Consider the following 15,534-nt stretch of genomic DNA (forward strand, 5'->3'; position numbering starts at 1 on the left):
TTCGACTCGGCCAACGGCGGAGCGCTGCTGTGGCAACACCTCTTCTGGTTCTTCGGCCATCCAGAGGTGTACATCATCGCGCTGCCGTTCTTCGGCATCATCTCCGAGGTCATCCCGGTCTTCTCCCGCAAGCCGATGTTCGGCTACATGGGCCTGATCGGCGCGACCATCGCCATCGCGGGCCTGTCCGTGACGGTGTGGGCGCACCACATGTACGTCACCGGCGGTGTGCTGCTGCCGTTCTTCTCCTTCATGACGTTCCTCATCGCCGTACCGACCGGCGTGAAGTTCTTCAACTGGATCGGCACCATGTGGAAGGGGTCACTGAGTTTCGAGACCCCGATGCTGTGGGCCACCGGCTTCCTGATCACCTTCACCTTCGGTGGTCTGACCGGTGTCATCCTGGCGTCGCCGCCGATGGACTTCCACGTCTCGGACTCGTACTTCGTGGTGGCGCACTTCCACTACGTGGTGTTCGGCACGGTCGTGTTCGCGATGTTCTCCGGCTTCCACTTCTGGTGGCCGAAGTTCACCGGCAAGATGCTCGACGAACGCCTCGGCAAGATCACCTTCTGGACGCTGTTCATCGGCTTCCACGGGACGTTCCTCGTCCAGCACTGGCTGGGCACGAACGGAATGCAGCGCCGGATTCCCGACTATCTGGCCGTGGAAGGACTCACGTTCCTCAACACGGTCTCCACTGTCTTCTCCTTCGTCCTCGGGCTGTCACTGCTGCCGTTCTTCTACAACGTCTGGAAGACGGCGAAGTACGGCGAGAAGGTGGAGGTCGACGACCCGTGGGGGTACGGCCGCTCGCTGGAGTGGGCCACGTCCTGCCCGCCGCCGCGGCACAACTTCGTCGTGCTGCCGCGTATTCGTTCCGAGTCGCCGTCCTTCGATCTCCACCATCCCGGGATCGAGGGGGCTCTTCGGTGACCGCGATGGATGACCGGGCGGTCGATGCGGGGGCGCTGATCGCCGAGGTGGAGGGGCATCTGCTGGTCGAGGCGACGCTTGGTGACGGGCGGCTTGTGGCTGCGCGTTTCGCCCGGCAGTTCGGGTGGCTCACCGATGGGCAACGGGTGGAGGTGGAGGAGCGGTTCGTCGAGGAGTACGTGGGGCTTGCGCGGGCTTCCTGGAGGCGGACGGCTTTGCGTGGGGTGGAATTGCGGGGTGAGTACGAGGAGGTGTACGGCGGGTTGCGGCGGCGGCTGCTCCTGACGTTCGCGCTCGGAACGGCAGGCCTCGCCGCCGCTGCCGGCCTGCTCGTCCTCTCACTTGCGCGGTGACGGGGGCGCGCCCGTGCGCATCGTCGCCTGCGGGCGCGTAGTGGCTGGCCGCGCAGTTCCCCGCGCCCCTAAAAGACAAAGGACTGCGCCGTTCCCCGCGCCCCCAAAAACCAAAAGACTGCGCCGTTCCCCGCGCCCCTGAATGCGCAACCGGCGCCAACCAGGCGCCCCTTTGGGGGCGCGGGGAACTGCGCGAACGGCCCCCACCGGAGCCGCACGCGAAAACACACGCCCCATTCAGGGGCGCGGGGAACTGCGCGGCCAGCCCCCACCGGGGCCGCACCCGAAAACGCACCCGGACCCTCGGTCAAGCCACCGTGATGTGGACCGTCATCTCGTCGGCTCCGGGCGTGCCCGCCGTCTCGACCGTGACCCCCGTCCACTTGCCGTCGGGCAGATTGAGCGGCGGCTCCGTTTTTTCGCCGACCGTGTTCCTGTCCCCGAACGGGTAGAGGTCGTCGCTGTCGCCCCGGTTGCCCCGTCCGAACATCCGGGAGAGGTCGCCGCGGCCGTCGGCCTGGAGGAGTTCGATGGCGAGGTTCTGCTCGTCGTTGACGTTGTCGATCGACTCGTCGACGACGTACACGGCGATCCCCTCGTCGGGCAGGAACGCGTCCTGCCCTCGGCGGCGCCGGTACTCGACGAGGATGTACTGGCTGTCGGACATCGTCTCGGGGTTCTGGACGAACACCGCGCTCCCGTCCTCCGCGGCGGGCCGCATCCTGATGTCGCGGGTGGTCTTGTTGACCACCTGGGGTTCGATCCAGCCGTGGAACATCCGCAGCATGGCCGTCGGGAACACCGGGGTCAGTCCGCCGTTGCCCCAGGAACCGCCCGACATGAGGCAGTAGTTGCCGAGGCCGGCCGACCGGGTCAGCTGCTGCTGTCCGGTGTCGTAGTAGTCGGCCCAGCGTGCCGCGAGGTGGCCCCATTCATGGGCGCAGACTCCGATGGCGCAGTCCTCGGGCACGGTCAGGAACGTACGGACCGACAGGCCGGGCGCGACCTCGACCCCTTCGGGGATCGTCCACTTGAGGCTCCACAGGTCGCCGCGCTGGGTCGTCTGCTCGGCGCCGCGTCCGGCGTGGATGATGAACAGGGCGGTGACGGCACCTTCGTTGAGCGCGTCGAAGGAGCTGAAGTCGACCCCCGCTTCACGGGCCGCCAGTACGGCGTCACGCGCCAGCCCCTGTGTGTTGCGGGGAAAGTTGGCGTTCATGCCGGAGTTGCCGTCGGCGTAGAACGACAGGGGTTGCGGCATCCGGAACCAGCCGTGCACCGCGCCCTGGATGTCGATGCCGGTACTGGGCGAGGTGTCGAAGCCGCTGACCTGGCGGTAGAAGGAGCGCATGCTGCCGCTCGGGAACTCGTCGAGGCCGAACAGCATGCTGTCGTAGTGGCCGGGGCCGTGGTCGACCTCGTGCGGCTGGTCGGGGAAGTCGACGAGCAGCACGAGCGTCCGGACGGTGCCGCGGAGTTGGGCCGCCGGGCGGGTGATCAGCTGCTTGTCGGTGCTGGGGCCCGGGTCGATCGACCCGTCGTCGAGGCCGACGAGGTTCTCGCCCCGCCGGCCCGCACGCCATATGGCGTAGTACTCCTCGAAGGTCGTGTTCCTGGGCAGGCGGCGTTCTTTGGTCAGTTCGAGATAGCGGGCGTACAGCTGGGCCAGTGCTTGCGGCGACAGCGGTACGGGGCAGGCGGCGGCGCAGTCGTGGGCTGGCCGTACAGGGCTGAGCGTGTGACGCATCAGGCACCCCCTTCAGGGGACGAACCCCTCTTTGCCGGATACGGAGGATCCAGAGAAAACCGGCCCTGATGAGGCCTTAAGCCCTCTCATATCCGGGGGTGCCCCAGCTGTCAACGTCGCCCCGCCGTAGGGCCGTTGGGTCCCGTGAAGCGGAACTCCGCCGTCCTGGCCCCGGGGAAGAACACCCCTCCCCGGCCGGCCGTCAGCCCACCGTCGTCGCCGCCCAGTTCGCCAGCTCGGTCCGCGCGGCGTTGAGCAGTGTCGCGGACGGGGCCGTCGCGCCGTTGGTGACCAGGGCGTAGTGCAGGACGCCCGTGTCCGCGGCGGTCAGCAGGAGGCGGCGGCTGCCCGTGCCGCCCGCTTCGCGTGCTGCCGCGATCGGTGTGGTCCTGGTGTAGGCGGGCGGCGAGGCCGTCACTCCGAGGTCGGAGACGACCGTCGTGGAGGCGGTCGGGAAGGACGCGGGAAGGTGCAGTTCGGTGGGCTCGGCGCTGCCGTCCGAACGCCACACCTGGAGCGCGTACTGGCCGGAGCCGACCAGTTCGGCCACGCGCGGCAGGGAGCTGGGGACCGGGTTCCAGGTGAGGGTGGTGGAGCCGTCGCGCGAACGGTCCTCGTAGGTGAAGGCGACCGTCCTCCCCGCCGTCGCGCTCGGGTAGACGCGGTCGAGGAGCCGGGCGTCCTGGCGCAGCACGGCCGTCCCGGAGTCGTCGAGGCGTACGGCGGAGAGGTCTTCGTCGTTCCAGGCGTCACCGGTGGTGAGCACCTTGTCGGCGTTGCCGTTCATCAGCTCGTGGTGACGGCCGTTGTAGATGTCCCACTGCCACTGCGAGCCGGACAGGACGGGACCCGACTGGGTGGGGCTGGTCCACCAACTCCCGCCCTTCACACGGGAGTCGAGGGCCTGGTACATGGCCTTGAGGACGGTCGGCGCCTTGTCGGAGACGGTGCCGGAGAGGGGGTGGCCGAACTCGCTGACGACCGCGGCGGTGCCGGTGGCGGCGGCCCGGTCGCGCACGGTGCCGAAGTCGGTGGCGTACTGCCCGTTCTCCGCCTTGCCCCACATGAAGACGCCCGAGATCGCCTTCTGGTCGTAGAAGTGGGTGTTGAAGACATAGCGCGGGCCGAGCGTGCCCGAGTCGAGGAGGCCGCCCTCCTGCTTCTGGAAGTCGATGTTGGCGTTCCAGAAGAGGTTCGGTTCCACGAAGGCGGGTTTGTCCTGCCAGCCCGCCGCGTCCATCCGCGCCCGGAACTTCACGTAGAAGGGCCAGAGCACGTCCTTCTCCCACGCCCGGCTCGTCTGACCCGGGTCGTAGATGCCCGCGTGCGGCTCGTTGTACGGGTCGAAGCCGACGACACCGGCGAACTGGGCGTCGGTCAGGTGCTGTTCGACGTAGGCCATGGTGGTCTGCGCGGTGGTGAGGAAGGCGTCCTGGAGGCCGAAGGCGTTGTGCCAGAAGTCGTACGACGCCTCGGTGACGGCGGCGTTCGAGGTGATGTTCTGGCCCCAGAAGGGGCAGATGCCGCAGTACTCGTCCGGGTAGTCACCGGCGTCGACGGCCCACTTGGGGGCGCCGTCGCCCGTGTACCAGCTGTCGGGGTCGAAGAGGTGGCGTGAGTAGAGGTCCTGGTGGAAGTCGGGGTAGATCCGGATCCCGGCGTCCAGGAAGGCGCGCATCTGGTCGGTGGCGGCGGCCAGGTAGGCGGTGTTCACCTGGCCGCGCACCGGTTCGGCGTACGCCCAGGAGAGCAGGAAGCGCACGGAGTTGCCGCCGCCGAGGGCGCGCAGCGCGGTCGCGGACTTCTTGGCGTCGGCGACCGAGGCGAACGGCAGGCCGTTGTTCTCCGCCAGCTTCGTCTCGCCGGAGACGTTGTAGCCGCGCAGCACGACCTCGCGGCCGAGCCCGTCGGTGAAGCGGCCGTTCTGGACCGTGAGGGTCGCGGCGGCGGCCGGGTCGAACCACAGGTCGTCGGGGAGGGCGGCGGCGGACTGGGCTCCGGCGGTCGACAGGAGACCGGTCAGGAGAACGAGGACGCCGAGCAGATGCACACGCAACTTCGACATGTACACAACAGTCCCGTGTGCATCTTCAGCCCGTCAAGTCTCCTGACCTGAGAGTAAGTCACCTTTTTTGAAAGGTAGTTGTGGTATTCGGCCGTCGCCGGACCCGCTCTCCCGGTCCTCGAACGCCGGACGCTCCGAAGCCGCCCCAGGACGGATCAACGTTCAACAAAGGCCTGCCCAGGCCCTCGCTCCTCCCGGGGCGCGGTTCTAGAGTGACGCCCATCACGTCCGGTGGCTGAATTCCCACGCACCCTCGCACGGTTCCCTGGGAGGGCACATGACCCGAATCTCGGTGACGGTGGACGGCACGAAGTACGAGGACGAGGTCGAACCCCGTCTTCTGCTGGTCCACTACCTGCGTGACCGGCTGGGCCTGACCGGCACCCCCGTCGGCTGCGACACCTCCAACTGCGGGGCCTGCACGGTCGACCTGGACGGTGCGACCGCGAAGAGCTGCTCGGTGCTCGCCGTCCAGGCCGACGGGAGCGAAGTGACCACCGTCCAGGGGCTGGCGGTGAACGGGGAGTGGCATCCCCTCCAGAAGGCGTTCCACGAGCGGCACGCCCTGCAGTGCGGCTACTGCACCCCCGGCATGATCATGGCCGCGCGCGACCTCCTCAGGGAGAACCCGGCGCCGAGCGCCGACGACGTACGCCATGCCCTGGAGGGCAACCTCTGCCGTTGCACCGGCTACCAGAACATCGTGCGCGCGGTCCTCGACGCCGCCGGGGCCACCGAGCCCGCGGCCCAGGAGGTGGCCCCATGAGCGAGCGGACCGGCGAGCGCGAGGTCGGGCGGTCCCGCCCCCGCAAGGAGGACGCGCGGCTCGTCACCGGACAGACCAACTGGACCGACAACATCGGCGTCACCGGCCTGCTGCACCTGGCGATCCTGCGCAGCCCGATGGCACACGCCCGCATCGAGCGCATCGATGCCTCCCCCGCCCTCGAACGGCCCGGTGTCGTCGCCGCGTTCACCGGCCGCGACCTCGCCGAGGGCCTGGCCTCGCTGCCGTGCGCATGGCCGGTGACCGAGGACATCGTCCTGCCCGACCATCCGGCCGTGGCGGTGGACGAGGTCAGGTACGCGGGCGACCCGGTGGCGGTCGTCGTGGCCCGCGACCGGTACACGGCCGCCGACGCGCTCGAAGCGATCGAGGTCGACTACGAACCCCTGCCCCCGGTACTCGATTTGGAGGCCGCGCTCGCGGACGACGCCTCGCTGGTCCACGCGGACAAGGGGACCAACCGCTGCTACGTCTGGCCGCTGGCCACGGGTGAGAGCTACGAGGCGGTCAGGGAGCGCGCCGACGTCGTCCTGCACCGCCGCTACCACCAGCAGCGCCTCATCCCCAACGCCATGGAGCCGCGGTCGGTCGTCGTCACCCCGCTCGCCGCGTCCGGCGAGTACACCGTCCACTCGGCGACCCAGATCCCGCACGTCCTGCGCGTGATGCTCGCCATGGTCACCGGCATCCCCGAACACAAACTGCGCGTGGTCGCCCCCGACGTCGGCGGCGGCTTCGGCTCGAAACTGCAGGTGTACGGGGAAGAGGTCATCGCCCTCGACCTCGCCCGGCGTCTGGGCCGGCCGGTGAAGTGGACGGAGTCCCGCTCCGAGGGCTACCTCGCCACCCACCACGGGCGCGGCCAGATCCAGGACATCGAGGTCGCCGCGACCGGTGAGGGCAGACTGCTCGGCCTGAAGGTCGATCTGCTCGCCGACATGGGCGCCTATCTGATGCTCGTCACGCCGGGCATCCCGATCCTCGGCGCCTTCATGTATCCGGCGATCTACAAGATGGACGCGTACGCGTTCACGTGCACGGGTGTGTTCACGACCCGGACGCCCACGGACGCGTACCGGGGTGCCGGGCGCCCGGAGGCCACGTACGCCATCGAGCGGATCATGGACGAGCTGGCCGTCGAAGTGGGTCTGGATCCGGTGGAGTTGCGGCGCCGGAACTGGATCGGGCACGAGGAGTTCCCGTACACGTCGATCGCGGGGCTGACCTACGACAGCGGCAACTACGAGGCCGCCACCGACAAGGCGCTCGCGCTCTTCGGGTACGACGAGCTGCGGGCCGAACAGGCCAAGCGCAACGAGAGCGGTGACCCGGTGCGGCTGGGCATCGGTGTGTCCACGTACACCGAGATGTGCGGGCTCGCGCCGAGCCGGGTGCTGCGGGATCTGCGGTACGGGGCCGGTGGCTGGGAGGCGGCGAGCATCAGGATGCTGCCCACCGGCAAGGTCGAGGTGGTCACCGGGACCAGTCCGCACGGGCAGGGGCACGAGACCTGCTGGAGCCAGATCGCCGCCGACGCGCTGGGGGTGCCCTTCGAGGACGTGGAGGTCCTGCACGGCGACACCAGGTCGGCGCCGCAGGGCATGGACACGTACGGCTCGCGGTCGCTGGTCGTCGGCGGCGCGGCCGTGCACCACGCGGCGGAGAAGGTGGTCGAGAAGGCGCGGAAGGTGGCCGCGCATCTCCTGGAGGCCGACGAGCGCGACCTCGACTTCGCGGACGGCGTGTTCTCGGTGAAGGGGTCGCCCGAGGAGCGCAGGACGATCCAGGAGGTCGCCTTCGAGACGTTCTCCTCGCACGACCTGCCCGACGGCATGGAGCCGACCATCAACGCCGAGCACCTGCTCGACCCGGAGAACTTCTCCTACCCGCACGGCACCCACCTGTGCGCGGTCGAGGTCGACACGGAGACCGGCCGGACCTCGATCCGTTCGTACGTCTGCGTGGACGACGTCGGCAAGGTGGTCAACCCGGTGATCGTCGAGGGCCAGGTGCACGGCGGCCTCGCCCAGGGCATCGCGCAGGCGCTCTACGAGGAGGCCGTGTACGACGACGAGGGCAACCTCGTGTCGGGCACCATGGCCGACTATCCGGTGCCCGCCGCACCGGACCTGCCCGAGTTCACGACCGACCGCACGGAGACGCCCGCCACCTCGAACCCCCTGGGCGTCAAGGGAGTCGGGGAAGCCGGGACGATCGCCTCCACCCCGGCCGTCGTCAACGCGATCGTGGACGCGCTGCGGCCCCTGGGCGTCCACGACGTGCGGATGCCCTGCTCACCGGGGCGCGTCTGGGAGGCCCTGCGGTCCGCGCAGGCGGACCGGTCCGGCTGGGAAGGGGCTGAGCGGTCATGATTCCTCCGGCATTCGAGTACGTACGGCCCACGAGCGTCGACGACGCCGTCCGTACGCTCGCCGGGACCGGCGAGGACGCGAAGGTCCTCGCCGGCGGACAGAGCCTGCTGCCGCTGCTGAGGATGCGGCTCGCCTTTCCCGAACTGCTCGTCGACGTGGGCCGGATCCCCGGGCTGCGCGGGGTCCGCGAGGAGGGCGACGTGCTGGTCGTCGGCGCGCTGACCAGCCACCACGACGTCATCGCCGACCCGCTGGTACGCCGTCACGCGGGCCTCCTGGCCGCGGCGGCGGCCACGGTCGCCGACCCGGCCATCCGCCATCGCGGCACGCTCGGCGGCTCGCTCGCCCACGCCGATCCGGGCGGCGACCTGCCCGCGGTGGCGCTCGCGCTGGACGCGGAACTCATCGCGGCGGGTCCGGGCGGCCGACGGGCGATCCCCGCCCGGGAGTTCTTCGTCGACTTCCTCCAGACCGCCCTGCGGCCGGACGAGTTGCTGGTGGAGATACGGGTCCCGAAGACCGGCGAGTACGACGGCTGGGGCTTCCGCTACGAGAAGTTCAGCCGGGTGGCGCAGGCCTGGGCCATGGTCGGGGTGGCGGCGCTCGTGCGACGCGAGGACGGGCACATCGCGGAGGCCCGGATCGGCCTCACCAACATGGGGTCCACTCCCCTGCGGGCCTCCGCCGCCGAGGAGGCCCTGGCGGGCGTGGGGCCTGACGGGGTGGCACGGGCCGCGCAGGCGGCGGCCGAGGGGACACGGCCGGCCTCCGACCCGGCGGCCTCCGCCGAGTACCGGGCGCAGCTGGCGCGGGTGCTCACACGGCGCTCGGTGCTGGCCGCCGCGGGAATGGGGTGAGGCCGATCGCACGCGAGGAGCGGGAGGGCGGGGCGGGCGGCGGGGCCGGCGGCCGGTCCGGGTGGCCGGCCGGGCCCGACGACGTGCGGGTCCGGCTCGAACAGAGCGGGTATCTCGTCGACGACGGGCTGGCGGTCGCCTGTTTCCTCGCGCTCAGACTGAGGCGGCCGATCTTCTGCGAGGGCGACGCGGGCGTGGGCAAGACCGCGCTCGCGTCGGCCCTCGCCACCGCCCTGGACGCCCCGCTGATCCGCCTCCAGTGCTACGAGGGCATCGACGCCTCCCAGGCGCTGTACGACTGGGACTTCCCGCGCCAGCTGCTGCATCTGCGGGCGGCGGAGGCGGCCGGGCTCACCGACGCGGACCGGCTGGAGGACGAACTGTACGGGCGGCGGTTCCTGATCGCCCGGCCGCTGCTGCGGGCCCTGGAGACCCGGTCGTGCGTGCTGCTCGTCGACGAGATCGACCGCGCCGACGACGAGTTCGAGGCCTTCCTGCTGGAGCTGCTGTCCGAGTACACGGTGACGATCCCCGAACTCGGCACCCTGCGCGCGAAGTCACCGCCGGTCGTGGTGCTCACCTCCAACCGGACCCGCGAGGTGCACGACGCGCTGAAGCGGCGCTGCCTCTACCACTGGTTCGACCACCCGGGCTTCGCGCGCGAACTCGCCATCGTGCGGCGGCGGGTGCCGGCCGCCTCGGCGCGGCTCGCCGAGCAGGTGACCGCCCTCGTGCAGGCCCTGCGGGCACAGGAGCTGGTCAAGCCGCCGGGGGTCGCGGAGACCATCGACTGGGCGGAGGCGATGGCCGCGCTGGGCGCCACGGAGGCCGACGCGGAGCTGGCGGTGGCCACCCTGGGGTCGGTGCTGAAGTACCGGGAGGACCTGGAGCGGGCCCGGGGGCTCGACCTGACGGCGCTGCTCGCGGTGCGCGGGGCGTGAGCCGGGACATGGCGGGGGACATGAGCCGGGGCGTGAACGCGCGGGAGGCTGTCGACGGGCCCGCCGTGCTGGTGGGCTTCGCCCGTGCCCTGCGGGCCGCCGGGGTCGACGCGGGACCCGATCGCGTACAGGCGCTCATCGGCGCGCTCGATGTGCTGCGGCCGGGGACGCGGTCCGACGTGTACTGGTCGGGGCGGCTCACCCTGTGCGGGAGCCGGGACGATCTGGAGCGGTACGACCGGGTGTTCGCGGCCTGTTTCGGGGGCGCGGGGGCCAAGCGCAGGGCGGTGCGGGCCGCTCCCGCGACGCGGCTCAGGGTGGCCGTGCAGGATGCCGGGCCCGCTCCCCGTACCGGCGGGGAGGGCGAGCGGGACGGCGTACCGGCGGCGGTGCTCGCCAGTTCGGCCGAGGTGCTGCGGCACCGGGACTTCGCGGGGCTCACCGAGGCGGAGCGGGGTCAACTGCGGCGCCTGCTGGCCGCGTTCGCGCTGCGCGGGGAGCCCCGGCGTACCGCGCGGCTGCGGCCTGCCCGGCGCGGATCATTCGATCCCCGGCGGACCGTGCGGGAGATGCTGCGGCGGGGCGGTGAGCCCGCGCCGCCGCTGCGCAGGGCGCGGGCCGGGCGACCGCGGCGGGTGGTGCTGCTGGTGGACGTGAGCGGTTCGATGGCGGCGTACGCGGACGCGCTGCTGCGGTTCGCGCATGCCGCCGCGCACGGCGGCCGGGTGCGCACGGAGGTGTTCACGGTCGGTACGCGGCTCACACGGGTGACCCGTGAGCTGGCGCACCGCGACCCCGACACCGCGCTGGCCGCGGTCGCGGCGGCCGTACCCGACTGGCGCGGCGGCACCCGGCTCGGCGAGCTGCTGCGGGACTTCCTCGACCGGTGGGGGCAGCGCGGCATGGCACGCGGCGCGGTCGTCGTCGTGCTGTCGGACGGCTGGGAGCGTGGCGATCCGGAACCGCTCGCCGCCCAGATGCGACGCTTGCACCGGCTCGCGCACCGGGTGATCTGGGCCAATCCGCGCAAGGCCCGTCCCGGATACGCGCCCGTGGCCGCCGGAATGGCGGCGGCGCTGCCGAGCGTGGACGCGTTCGTCGAGGGCCACAGTCTGGCCGCGCTGGAACGTCTGGCCGCGGTGGTGAGAGGAGCGGACGATGCGTGAGATCCTCCCGGCGCTCGGCCGGTGGTACGCGGAGGGCTCCGCCTTCGGGCTCGCCACCGTCGTCGCCGTCAGCCGCAGCGCGCCCCGGGACCCCGGCGCCTCCATGGCCGTCGGGCCCGGCGACGAGGTGGTGGGCAGTGTGTCGGGCGGCTGCGTCGAGGGCGCGGTGTACGAGCTGGCGCAGGAGGTCGTCGGGTCGGGTGAGGCCCGCCTGGAGACCTTCGGGTACAGCGACGAGGACGCCTTCGCCGTCGGGCTGACCTGCGGCGGGGAGATCACCCTCCTCGTACGGCCCGTGACGGCCGCACTCGATCCGTCCTTCGGGGCGGTCGCGGAGTCGGTGGCCGCGGCCCGCCCGGTGACCGTGGCGACGGTCATCGACGGCCCCGCACGGCGCGGGGCGACCCTCGCCGTCTGGGCGGACGAGGTGTCCGGAACCCTCGGCACGACCGGCCTGGACGTGGCCGTGACCGCCGACGCGCGGGGCGAACTGGCCCTGGGCGCCACCGGCCGACGGCACTACGGACCGCACGGCGAGCGGCGCGAGGACGCGGTGACGGTCTTCCTGCACTCCTTCGCTCCCCCGCCGCGCATGCTGGTCTTCGGGGCGATCGACTACGCGGCGGCGGTCGCCCGGATCGGCGCGTTCCTCGGCTACCGGGTCACCGTGTGCGACGCGCGGCCCGTCTTCGCCACCCCGAAGCGCTTCCCGCAGGGTGTCGAGGTCGTCGTCGAGTGGCCGCACCGCTTCCTGCAGAAGACGGAGACCGACGAACGCACGGTGATCTGTGTCCTCACCCATGACCCCAAGTTCGACGTGCCGCTCCTGGAGGAGGCGCTGCGCCGCCCGGCCGCGTACATCGGGGCGATGGGCAGCCGGCGTACGCACGACGACCGGATGAAACGGCTGCGGGACGGCGGGCTGGACGAGGCCGAACTGGCCCGGCTGCGTTCGCCGGTGGGCCTCGACCTCGGGGCGCGTACGCCCGAGGAGGTGGCCGTGTCCGTCGCCGCGGAGATCGTCGCGCTGCGCTGGGGCGGCAGCGGCGCCCCGCTGGCCGCGACGAACGGGGAGATCCACCCGCGGCACCCCTGACGGCTAGGACCTGTCCGGTCGATCACGGCGAAGGAAAGCTGCGGTGCCTTGTGGGCGCCGGTGAGCGGGGTGTGGTGCGTGCAGCTGCAAGGCGGAGGAGGGCGTCGACGCGGAGCGTCGGCAACCGACGACAACGCCGCAGATGTGCGTGCCACACCCCGCGTCTTCGCCGTGATCGACCGGACAGGTCCTAGTTGCGCGGTGGCAGGCGGTGCAGTTCGACGGCGTCGAGCACGCCGTCCGTCACCGTCGCGGTCATGTACGTGCAGTGCGGCCGGCGTCTGCGGTCGGTGGGCGAGCCCGGGTTGAGCAGGCGCAGTCCGGTGGCGGCCGTGGTGTCCCAGGGGATGTGGCTGTGGCCGAAGACCAGGACGTCGAGGTCGGGGAAGCGTTCCGCGCACCGCCGTTCGCGGCCCTGGGCGGCGCCGGTCTCGTGGATGACCCCGAGGCGCAGGCCGTCGAGTTCGGCGTGGGCGATCTCGGGGAGGCGGGCCCTGAGATCGGGGCCGTCGTTGTTGCCGTACACGCCGATGAACCGCTGCGAACGGCTTTCGAGGAGGTCGAGGGTCGCGGTGTCCACCCAGTCGCCGGCGTGGATCACGACGTCGGCGCGCGGGAGTTCGGCGAGGAGTCGCGCGGGCAGTTCCTTGGCGCGCTTGGGGAGGTGGGTGTCGGACATGAGCAGGAGGCGCATGGGAGCAAGTCTCTCCGGTCAGTCGCCGACGGGCTCGATCAGCGGGAGTTCGGCCCAGACCTGTTTGCCGCCGCTGACCGGGACGGTCCCCCAGGTGGCGGAGAGCGCCTCGACCAGCAGTATGCCGCGGCCTCCGGTGGCCTCCCAGCCGATGCTCGTGGGCTTGATCGGCGAACGCGGTGAGGCGTCGACGACGGCGACGCGCATGCGGTTGCTGATGAGGGTGAGGTCGAGGCGGACCTGGCCCTCGGTGTGCACGAGGGCGTTGGTGACGAGTTCGGAGACGATCAGCAGGATGGCGTCGGGCTCGTCCCGGACGCCCCAGGCACGCAGGGCGCGCCGGGTGAAGCGGCGAGCGTGGCGGACGGCCTCGGGGACGCGCCACACCGTCCAGCTCTCCCGCAGCGGCCTCAGGTCCAGGCCGTCGTAGCGCATGAGGAGCAGGGCCACGTCGTCGCCGCGGTTGGCGTCCGCGAGGAGGGCGTCCGCGACGAGTCCGAGGTGGGCGGGGTCGGCGGCGGCCAGTTGGCCGGCGAGCCGGTTCAGGCCGTCGTCCATCTCCAGTTCGGAGGACTCGACCAGGCCGTCGGTGGTGAGGGCCACCACGGTGCCGGGCTGGAGCGGCAGCGGGCTCATCGGGAAGTCGGCCTGGGTGATGACGCCGAGGGGCGGCCCGCCCTCCGTGACGACGACGGCGGTCGTGCCGTCCGGGTGCCGCAGGACCGGCGGCAGATGCCCGGCCCGTACGCACCAGGCCGTGCCCTCCGCCATGTCCACGTCGACGTAGCAGCAGGTGGCGAAGAGGTCGGTCTCCATGCCCATGAGGAGCCGGTTGGCGTGCGAGACGACCACGTCCGGGGGGTGGCCCTCGACGGCGTACGCGCGCAGGGCGGTACGCATCTGGCCCATCAGGGTGGCGGCCTGGGCGTTGTGTCCCTGGACGTCGCCGATGACGAGGGCGACGTGGTTGTCGGGCAGCGGGATGACGTCGTACCAGTCGCCGCCGACCTCCAGGCCCGCCGTGGTGGGCAGATAGCGGGCGACGGCCTCGGCGCCGGGCAGCGGCGGCAGCCGGCGCGGGAGGAGGGTGCGCTGGAGCATGCCGACGAGTTCGTGTTCGGCGTCGAAGGCGTGGGCGCGCATCAGGGCCTGCCCCGCGAGACCGGCGGAGGCGGTGAGCAGGGCGCGCTCGTCGGGGCCGAAGTCGTGCGGGGTGTCCCAGCCGATGAGGCAGGCCCCGGCCATCCGGCCGCCGGCGGGCAGGGGCAGGACGGCGAGGCCGCCGGGGCCGACGTCGGCGAGCGCGGGCTCCAGCGGGGTGCCGGCGGGCCAGATCGCCGCGCGGCCCTCGCGCAGGGCGGCCTCCAGGGTCGGCATGGTGCGTACGGGGGCGTCGGGCCACTCCGAGCGCCACTCGGTGCGCCACACCTCTGGCCAGGCCTCCGGTTCCGGCGGGTCGAGGACGGTGACGACGAGGCGGTCGCCCTCCAGCTCGGCCAGGGCGATGCGGTCGGCGTGCAGGGGCCGGCGCAGGGCGGTGACGACCGCCTGGCCGACGTCGTGGACGGTGCCCGCGGTGGCGAGGGCGGCGGCGAGGCGCTGGACGCGGGCCACCTCGTTGCCGCCGGAGCGCAGCTTGGAGGCGTCGGCGACGGTGCCCACCAGCCGGGAGGGGCGCCCGTCGGCGGCGGGCAGCAGCCGGGCGCGCAGCCTCAGCCACCGCTGGTCGCCGGAGGGCTGGAGGATACGGAACTCCAGCTCGCGCTCGCCGATGGACATGTGGTCGGCCTCCACCACGGACATCAGCGTGGGCAGGTCCTCCGGCACGGTCATGCTCAGCAGGGTCTCGACCTTGCCGTCGAACTCGTCGGGCACGAGTCCGAACAGTTCCAGCATCTCGTCGTCGACCTCGACCCGGCCGGAGTCCATGGCGAGGCTGAACGAGCTGCTGGGCAGCGGCTCGGACTCGCCGGTGTCGGACGGGGGCGGGAAGGAGACCGCCTCGGCGAACAGCTCCAGGCACTTGCGGTCCTCGGTGTCGAAGCCGCCCGGGTTCTCGCTCACGGCCACCAGGCAGCCGCCGCCCCGCGGGTCGGGGGGCAGTGGCAGGGCCGCCAGCCAGTGGTCCCCCGCCGGTGCGGGCCGGGCGCCGGGCAGTACGGCGAGTTCCGCGGGGCCGAGCCACCGGGGCTGTCCGGCACGGTAGGCGTCGGCCGCGGGTGAGCCGCCCGAGAGCGGATAGCTGTCGCGTACGCCGTACAGGGCACGTGGGACGCCCGCGGACTCGATCAGGCACAGCTGGTCACCGCGGTCCCCCGGCGCGTACACGAGGGCGAGGGTCGCACCGCCGTAGACGAGTGCCTGTTCGAGCACGCTCCGCAGCCGTTCGGGGGAGCCGAGGTCCGTGCGGAGCGCCTTGAGGGCAAGTTCGGCACGCACCGTTCTCGTGCTGCGTCCCGCATCGCCCTCACTGACCACGTCCGTCATTACAGCGCTTCCGGGACGCGGGCGCAGCCCCTG

Annotated in this window: 12 protein-coding genes; 8 read left to right on the forward strand and 4 right to left on the reverse strand. The window is 71.8% G+C overall.

Going from position 1 to position 15,534, the window contains the following annotated elements; all coding sequences use genetic code 11:
• Together ACZ60E_RS39130 and ACZ60E_RS39135 are read left to right on the forward strand one after the other, a co-directional pair.
• On the forward strand, nucleotides 1-936 hold a 936-nt coding region (locus tag ACZ60E_RS39130; RefSeq protein WP_469446814.1), incomplete at its 5' end, for a cytochrome c oxidase subunit I.
• Nucleotides 933-1,289 carry a hypothetical protein gene (locus ACZ60E_RS39135; protein ID WP_469446816.1) on the forward strand — a complete coding sequence of 119 codons (357 nt, stop codon included), beginning with the start codon at nucleotides 933-935 and terminating at the stop codon, nucleotides 1,287-1,289. The genes ACZ60E_RS39130 and ACZ60E_RS39135, both read left to right, overlap by 4 nt.
• A 307-nt stretch (nucleotides 1,290-1,596) precedes the next feature.
• Here the strand turns inward: ACZ60E_RS39135 and ACZ60E_RS39140 are convergent, their stop codons facing one another.
• Complete coding sequence (locus ACZ60E_RS39140; protein WP_469446818.1) at nucleotides 1,597-3,036, reverse strand: M6 family metalloprotease domain-containing protein; 1,440 nt, start codon at nucleotides 3,034-3,036, stop codon at nucleotides 1,597-1,599.
• 202 nt (nucleotides 3,037-3,238) lie between these two features.
• Nucleotides 3,239-5,101 (reverse strand): endoglycosylceramidase, encoded by a 1,863-nt coding sequence (locus ACZ60E_RS39145; protein ID WP_469446820.1) that lies wholly within the window; start codon nucleotides 5,099-5,101, stop codon nucleotides 3,239-3,241.
• Nucleotides 5,102-5,378: 277 nt separating this feature from the next.
• On the opposite strand from ACZ60E_RS39145, the gene ACZ60E_RS39150 reads away from it, so the two are divergent.
• The 6 genes from ACZ60E_RS39150 to ACZ60E_RS39175 are packed head-to-tail and all read left to right on the forward strand — an operon-like array spanning nucleotide 5,379 to nucleotide 12,320.
• Nucleotides 5,379-5,867 (forward strand): (2Fe-2S)-binding protein, encoded by a 489-nt coding sequence (locus tag ACZ60E_RS39150; RefSeq protein ID WP_403730088.1) that lies wholly within the window; start codon nucleotides 5,379-5,381, stop codon nucleotides 5,865-5,867.
• Entirely contained in the window at nucleotides 5,864-8,260 is a 2,397-nt protein-coding gene (locus tag ACZ60E_RS39155; protein ID WP_469446822.1) for a xanthine dehydrogenase family protein molybdopterin-binding subunit, read from the forward strand. The genes ACZ60E_RS39150 and ACZ60E_RS39155 overlap by 4 nt, the downstream gene beginning before the upstream one ends.
• Complete coding sequence (locus tag ACZ60E_RS39160; protein WP_469446824.1) at nucleotides 8,257-9,117, forward strand: FAD binding domain-containing protein; 861 nt, start codon at nucleotides 8,257-8,259, stop codon at nucleotides 9,115-9,117. Before ACZ60E_RS39155 ends, ACZ60E_RS39160 begins: the two co-directional genes overlap by 4 nt.
• A gap of 5 nt (nucleotides 9,118-9,122) precedes the next feature.
• Entirely contained in the window at nucleotides 9,123-10,058 is a 936-nt protein-coding gene (locus ACZ60E_RS39165) for an AAA family ATPase (RefSeq protein WP_469446963.1), read from the forward strand.
• A 20-nt stretch (nucleotides 10,059-10,078) separates the two neighbouring features.
• On the forward strand, nucleotides 10,079-11,224 hold the full coding sequence (locus ACZ60E_RS39170; RefSeq protein ID WP_469446965.1) for a vWA domain-containing protein: 1,146 nt from the start codon (nucleotides 10,079-10,081) through the stop codon (nucleotides 11,222-11,224).
• Nucleotides 11,217-12,320 (forward strand): XdhC family protein, encoded by a 1,104-nt coding sequence (locus ACZ60E_RS39175; protein ID WP_384801826.1) that lies wholly within the window; start codon nucleotides 11,217-11,219, stop codon nucleotides 12,318-12,320. The genes ACZ60E_RS39170 and ACZ60E_RS39175 overlap by 8 nt, the downstream gene beginning before the upstream one ends.
• A 190-nt stretch (nucleotides 12,321-12,510) precedes the next feature.
• Here the strand turns inward: ACZ60E_RS39175 and ACZ60E_RS39180 are convergent, their stop codons facing one another.
• Together ACZ60E_RS39180 and ACZ60E_RS39185 are read right to left on the reverse strand one after the other, a co-directional pair.
• Complete coding sequence (locus ACZ60E_RS39180; protein ID WP_385834535.1) at nucleotides 12,511-13,014, reverse strand: metallophosphoesterase family protein; 504 nt, start codon at nucleotides 13,012-13,014, stop codon at nucleotides 12,511-12,513.
• A gap of 18 nt (nucleotides 13,015-13,032) precedes the next feature.
• A complete protein-coding gene (locus tag ACZ60E_RS39185) occupies nucleotides 13,033-15,501 on the reverse strand; it encodes a SpoIIE family protein phosphatase (protein WP_469446829.1) in 2,469 nt (822 codons plus the stop codon).
• Nucleotides 15,502-15,534: the final 33 nt, after the last annotated feature.

It is taken from the genome of Streptomyces sp. NPDC102514 (genome assembly GCF_055584525.1).

Coding starts and splice junctions, on each gene's coding strand:
- ACZ60E_RS39175 (WP_384801826.1), top strand. CDS start 11,217: ATGCGTGAGATCCTCCCGGCGCTCGGCCGGTGGTACGCGGAGGGCTCC.
- ACZ60E_RS39155 (WP_469446822.1), top strand. CDS start 5,864: ATGAGCGAGCGGACCGGCGAGCGCGAGGTCGGGCGGTCCCGCCCCCGC.
- ACZ60E_RS39145 (WP_469446820.1), bottom strand. CDS start 5,101: ATGTCGAAGTTGCGTGTGCATCTGCTCGGCGTCCTCGTTCTCCTGACC.
- ACZ60E_RS39185 (WP_469446829.1), bottom strand. CDS start 15,501: ATGACGGACGTGGTCAGTGAGGGCGATGCGGGACGCAGCACGAGAACG.
- ACZ60E_RS39180 (WP_385834535.1), bottom strand. CDS start 13,014: ATGCGCCTCCTGCTCATGTCCGACACCCACCTCCCCAAGCGCGCCAAG.
- ACZ60E_RS39160 (WP_469446824.1), top strand. CDS start 8,257: ATGATTCCTCCGGCATTCGAGTACGTACGGCCCACGAGCGTCGACGAC.
- ACZ60E_RS39150 (WP_403730088.1), top strand. CDS start 5,379: ATGACCCGAATCTCGGTGACGGTGGACGGCACGAAGTACGAGGACGAG.
- ACZ60E_RS39140 (WP_469446818.1), bottom strand. CDS start 3,036: ATGCGTCACACGCTCAGCCCTGTACGGCCAGCCCACGACTGCGCCGCC.
- ACZ60E_RS39170 (WP_469446965.1), top strand. CDS start 10,079: ATGAGCCGGGGCGTGAACGCGCGGGAGGCTGTCGACGGGCCCGCCGTG.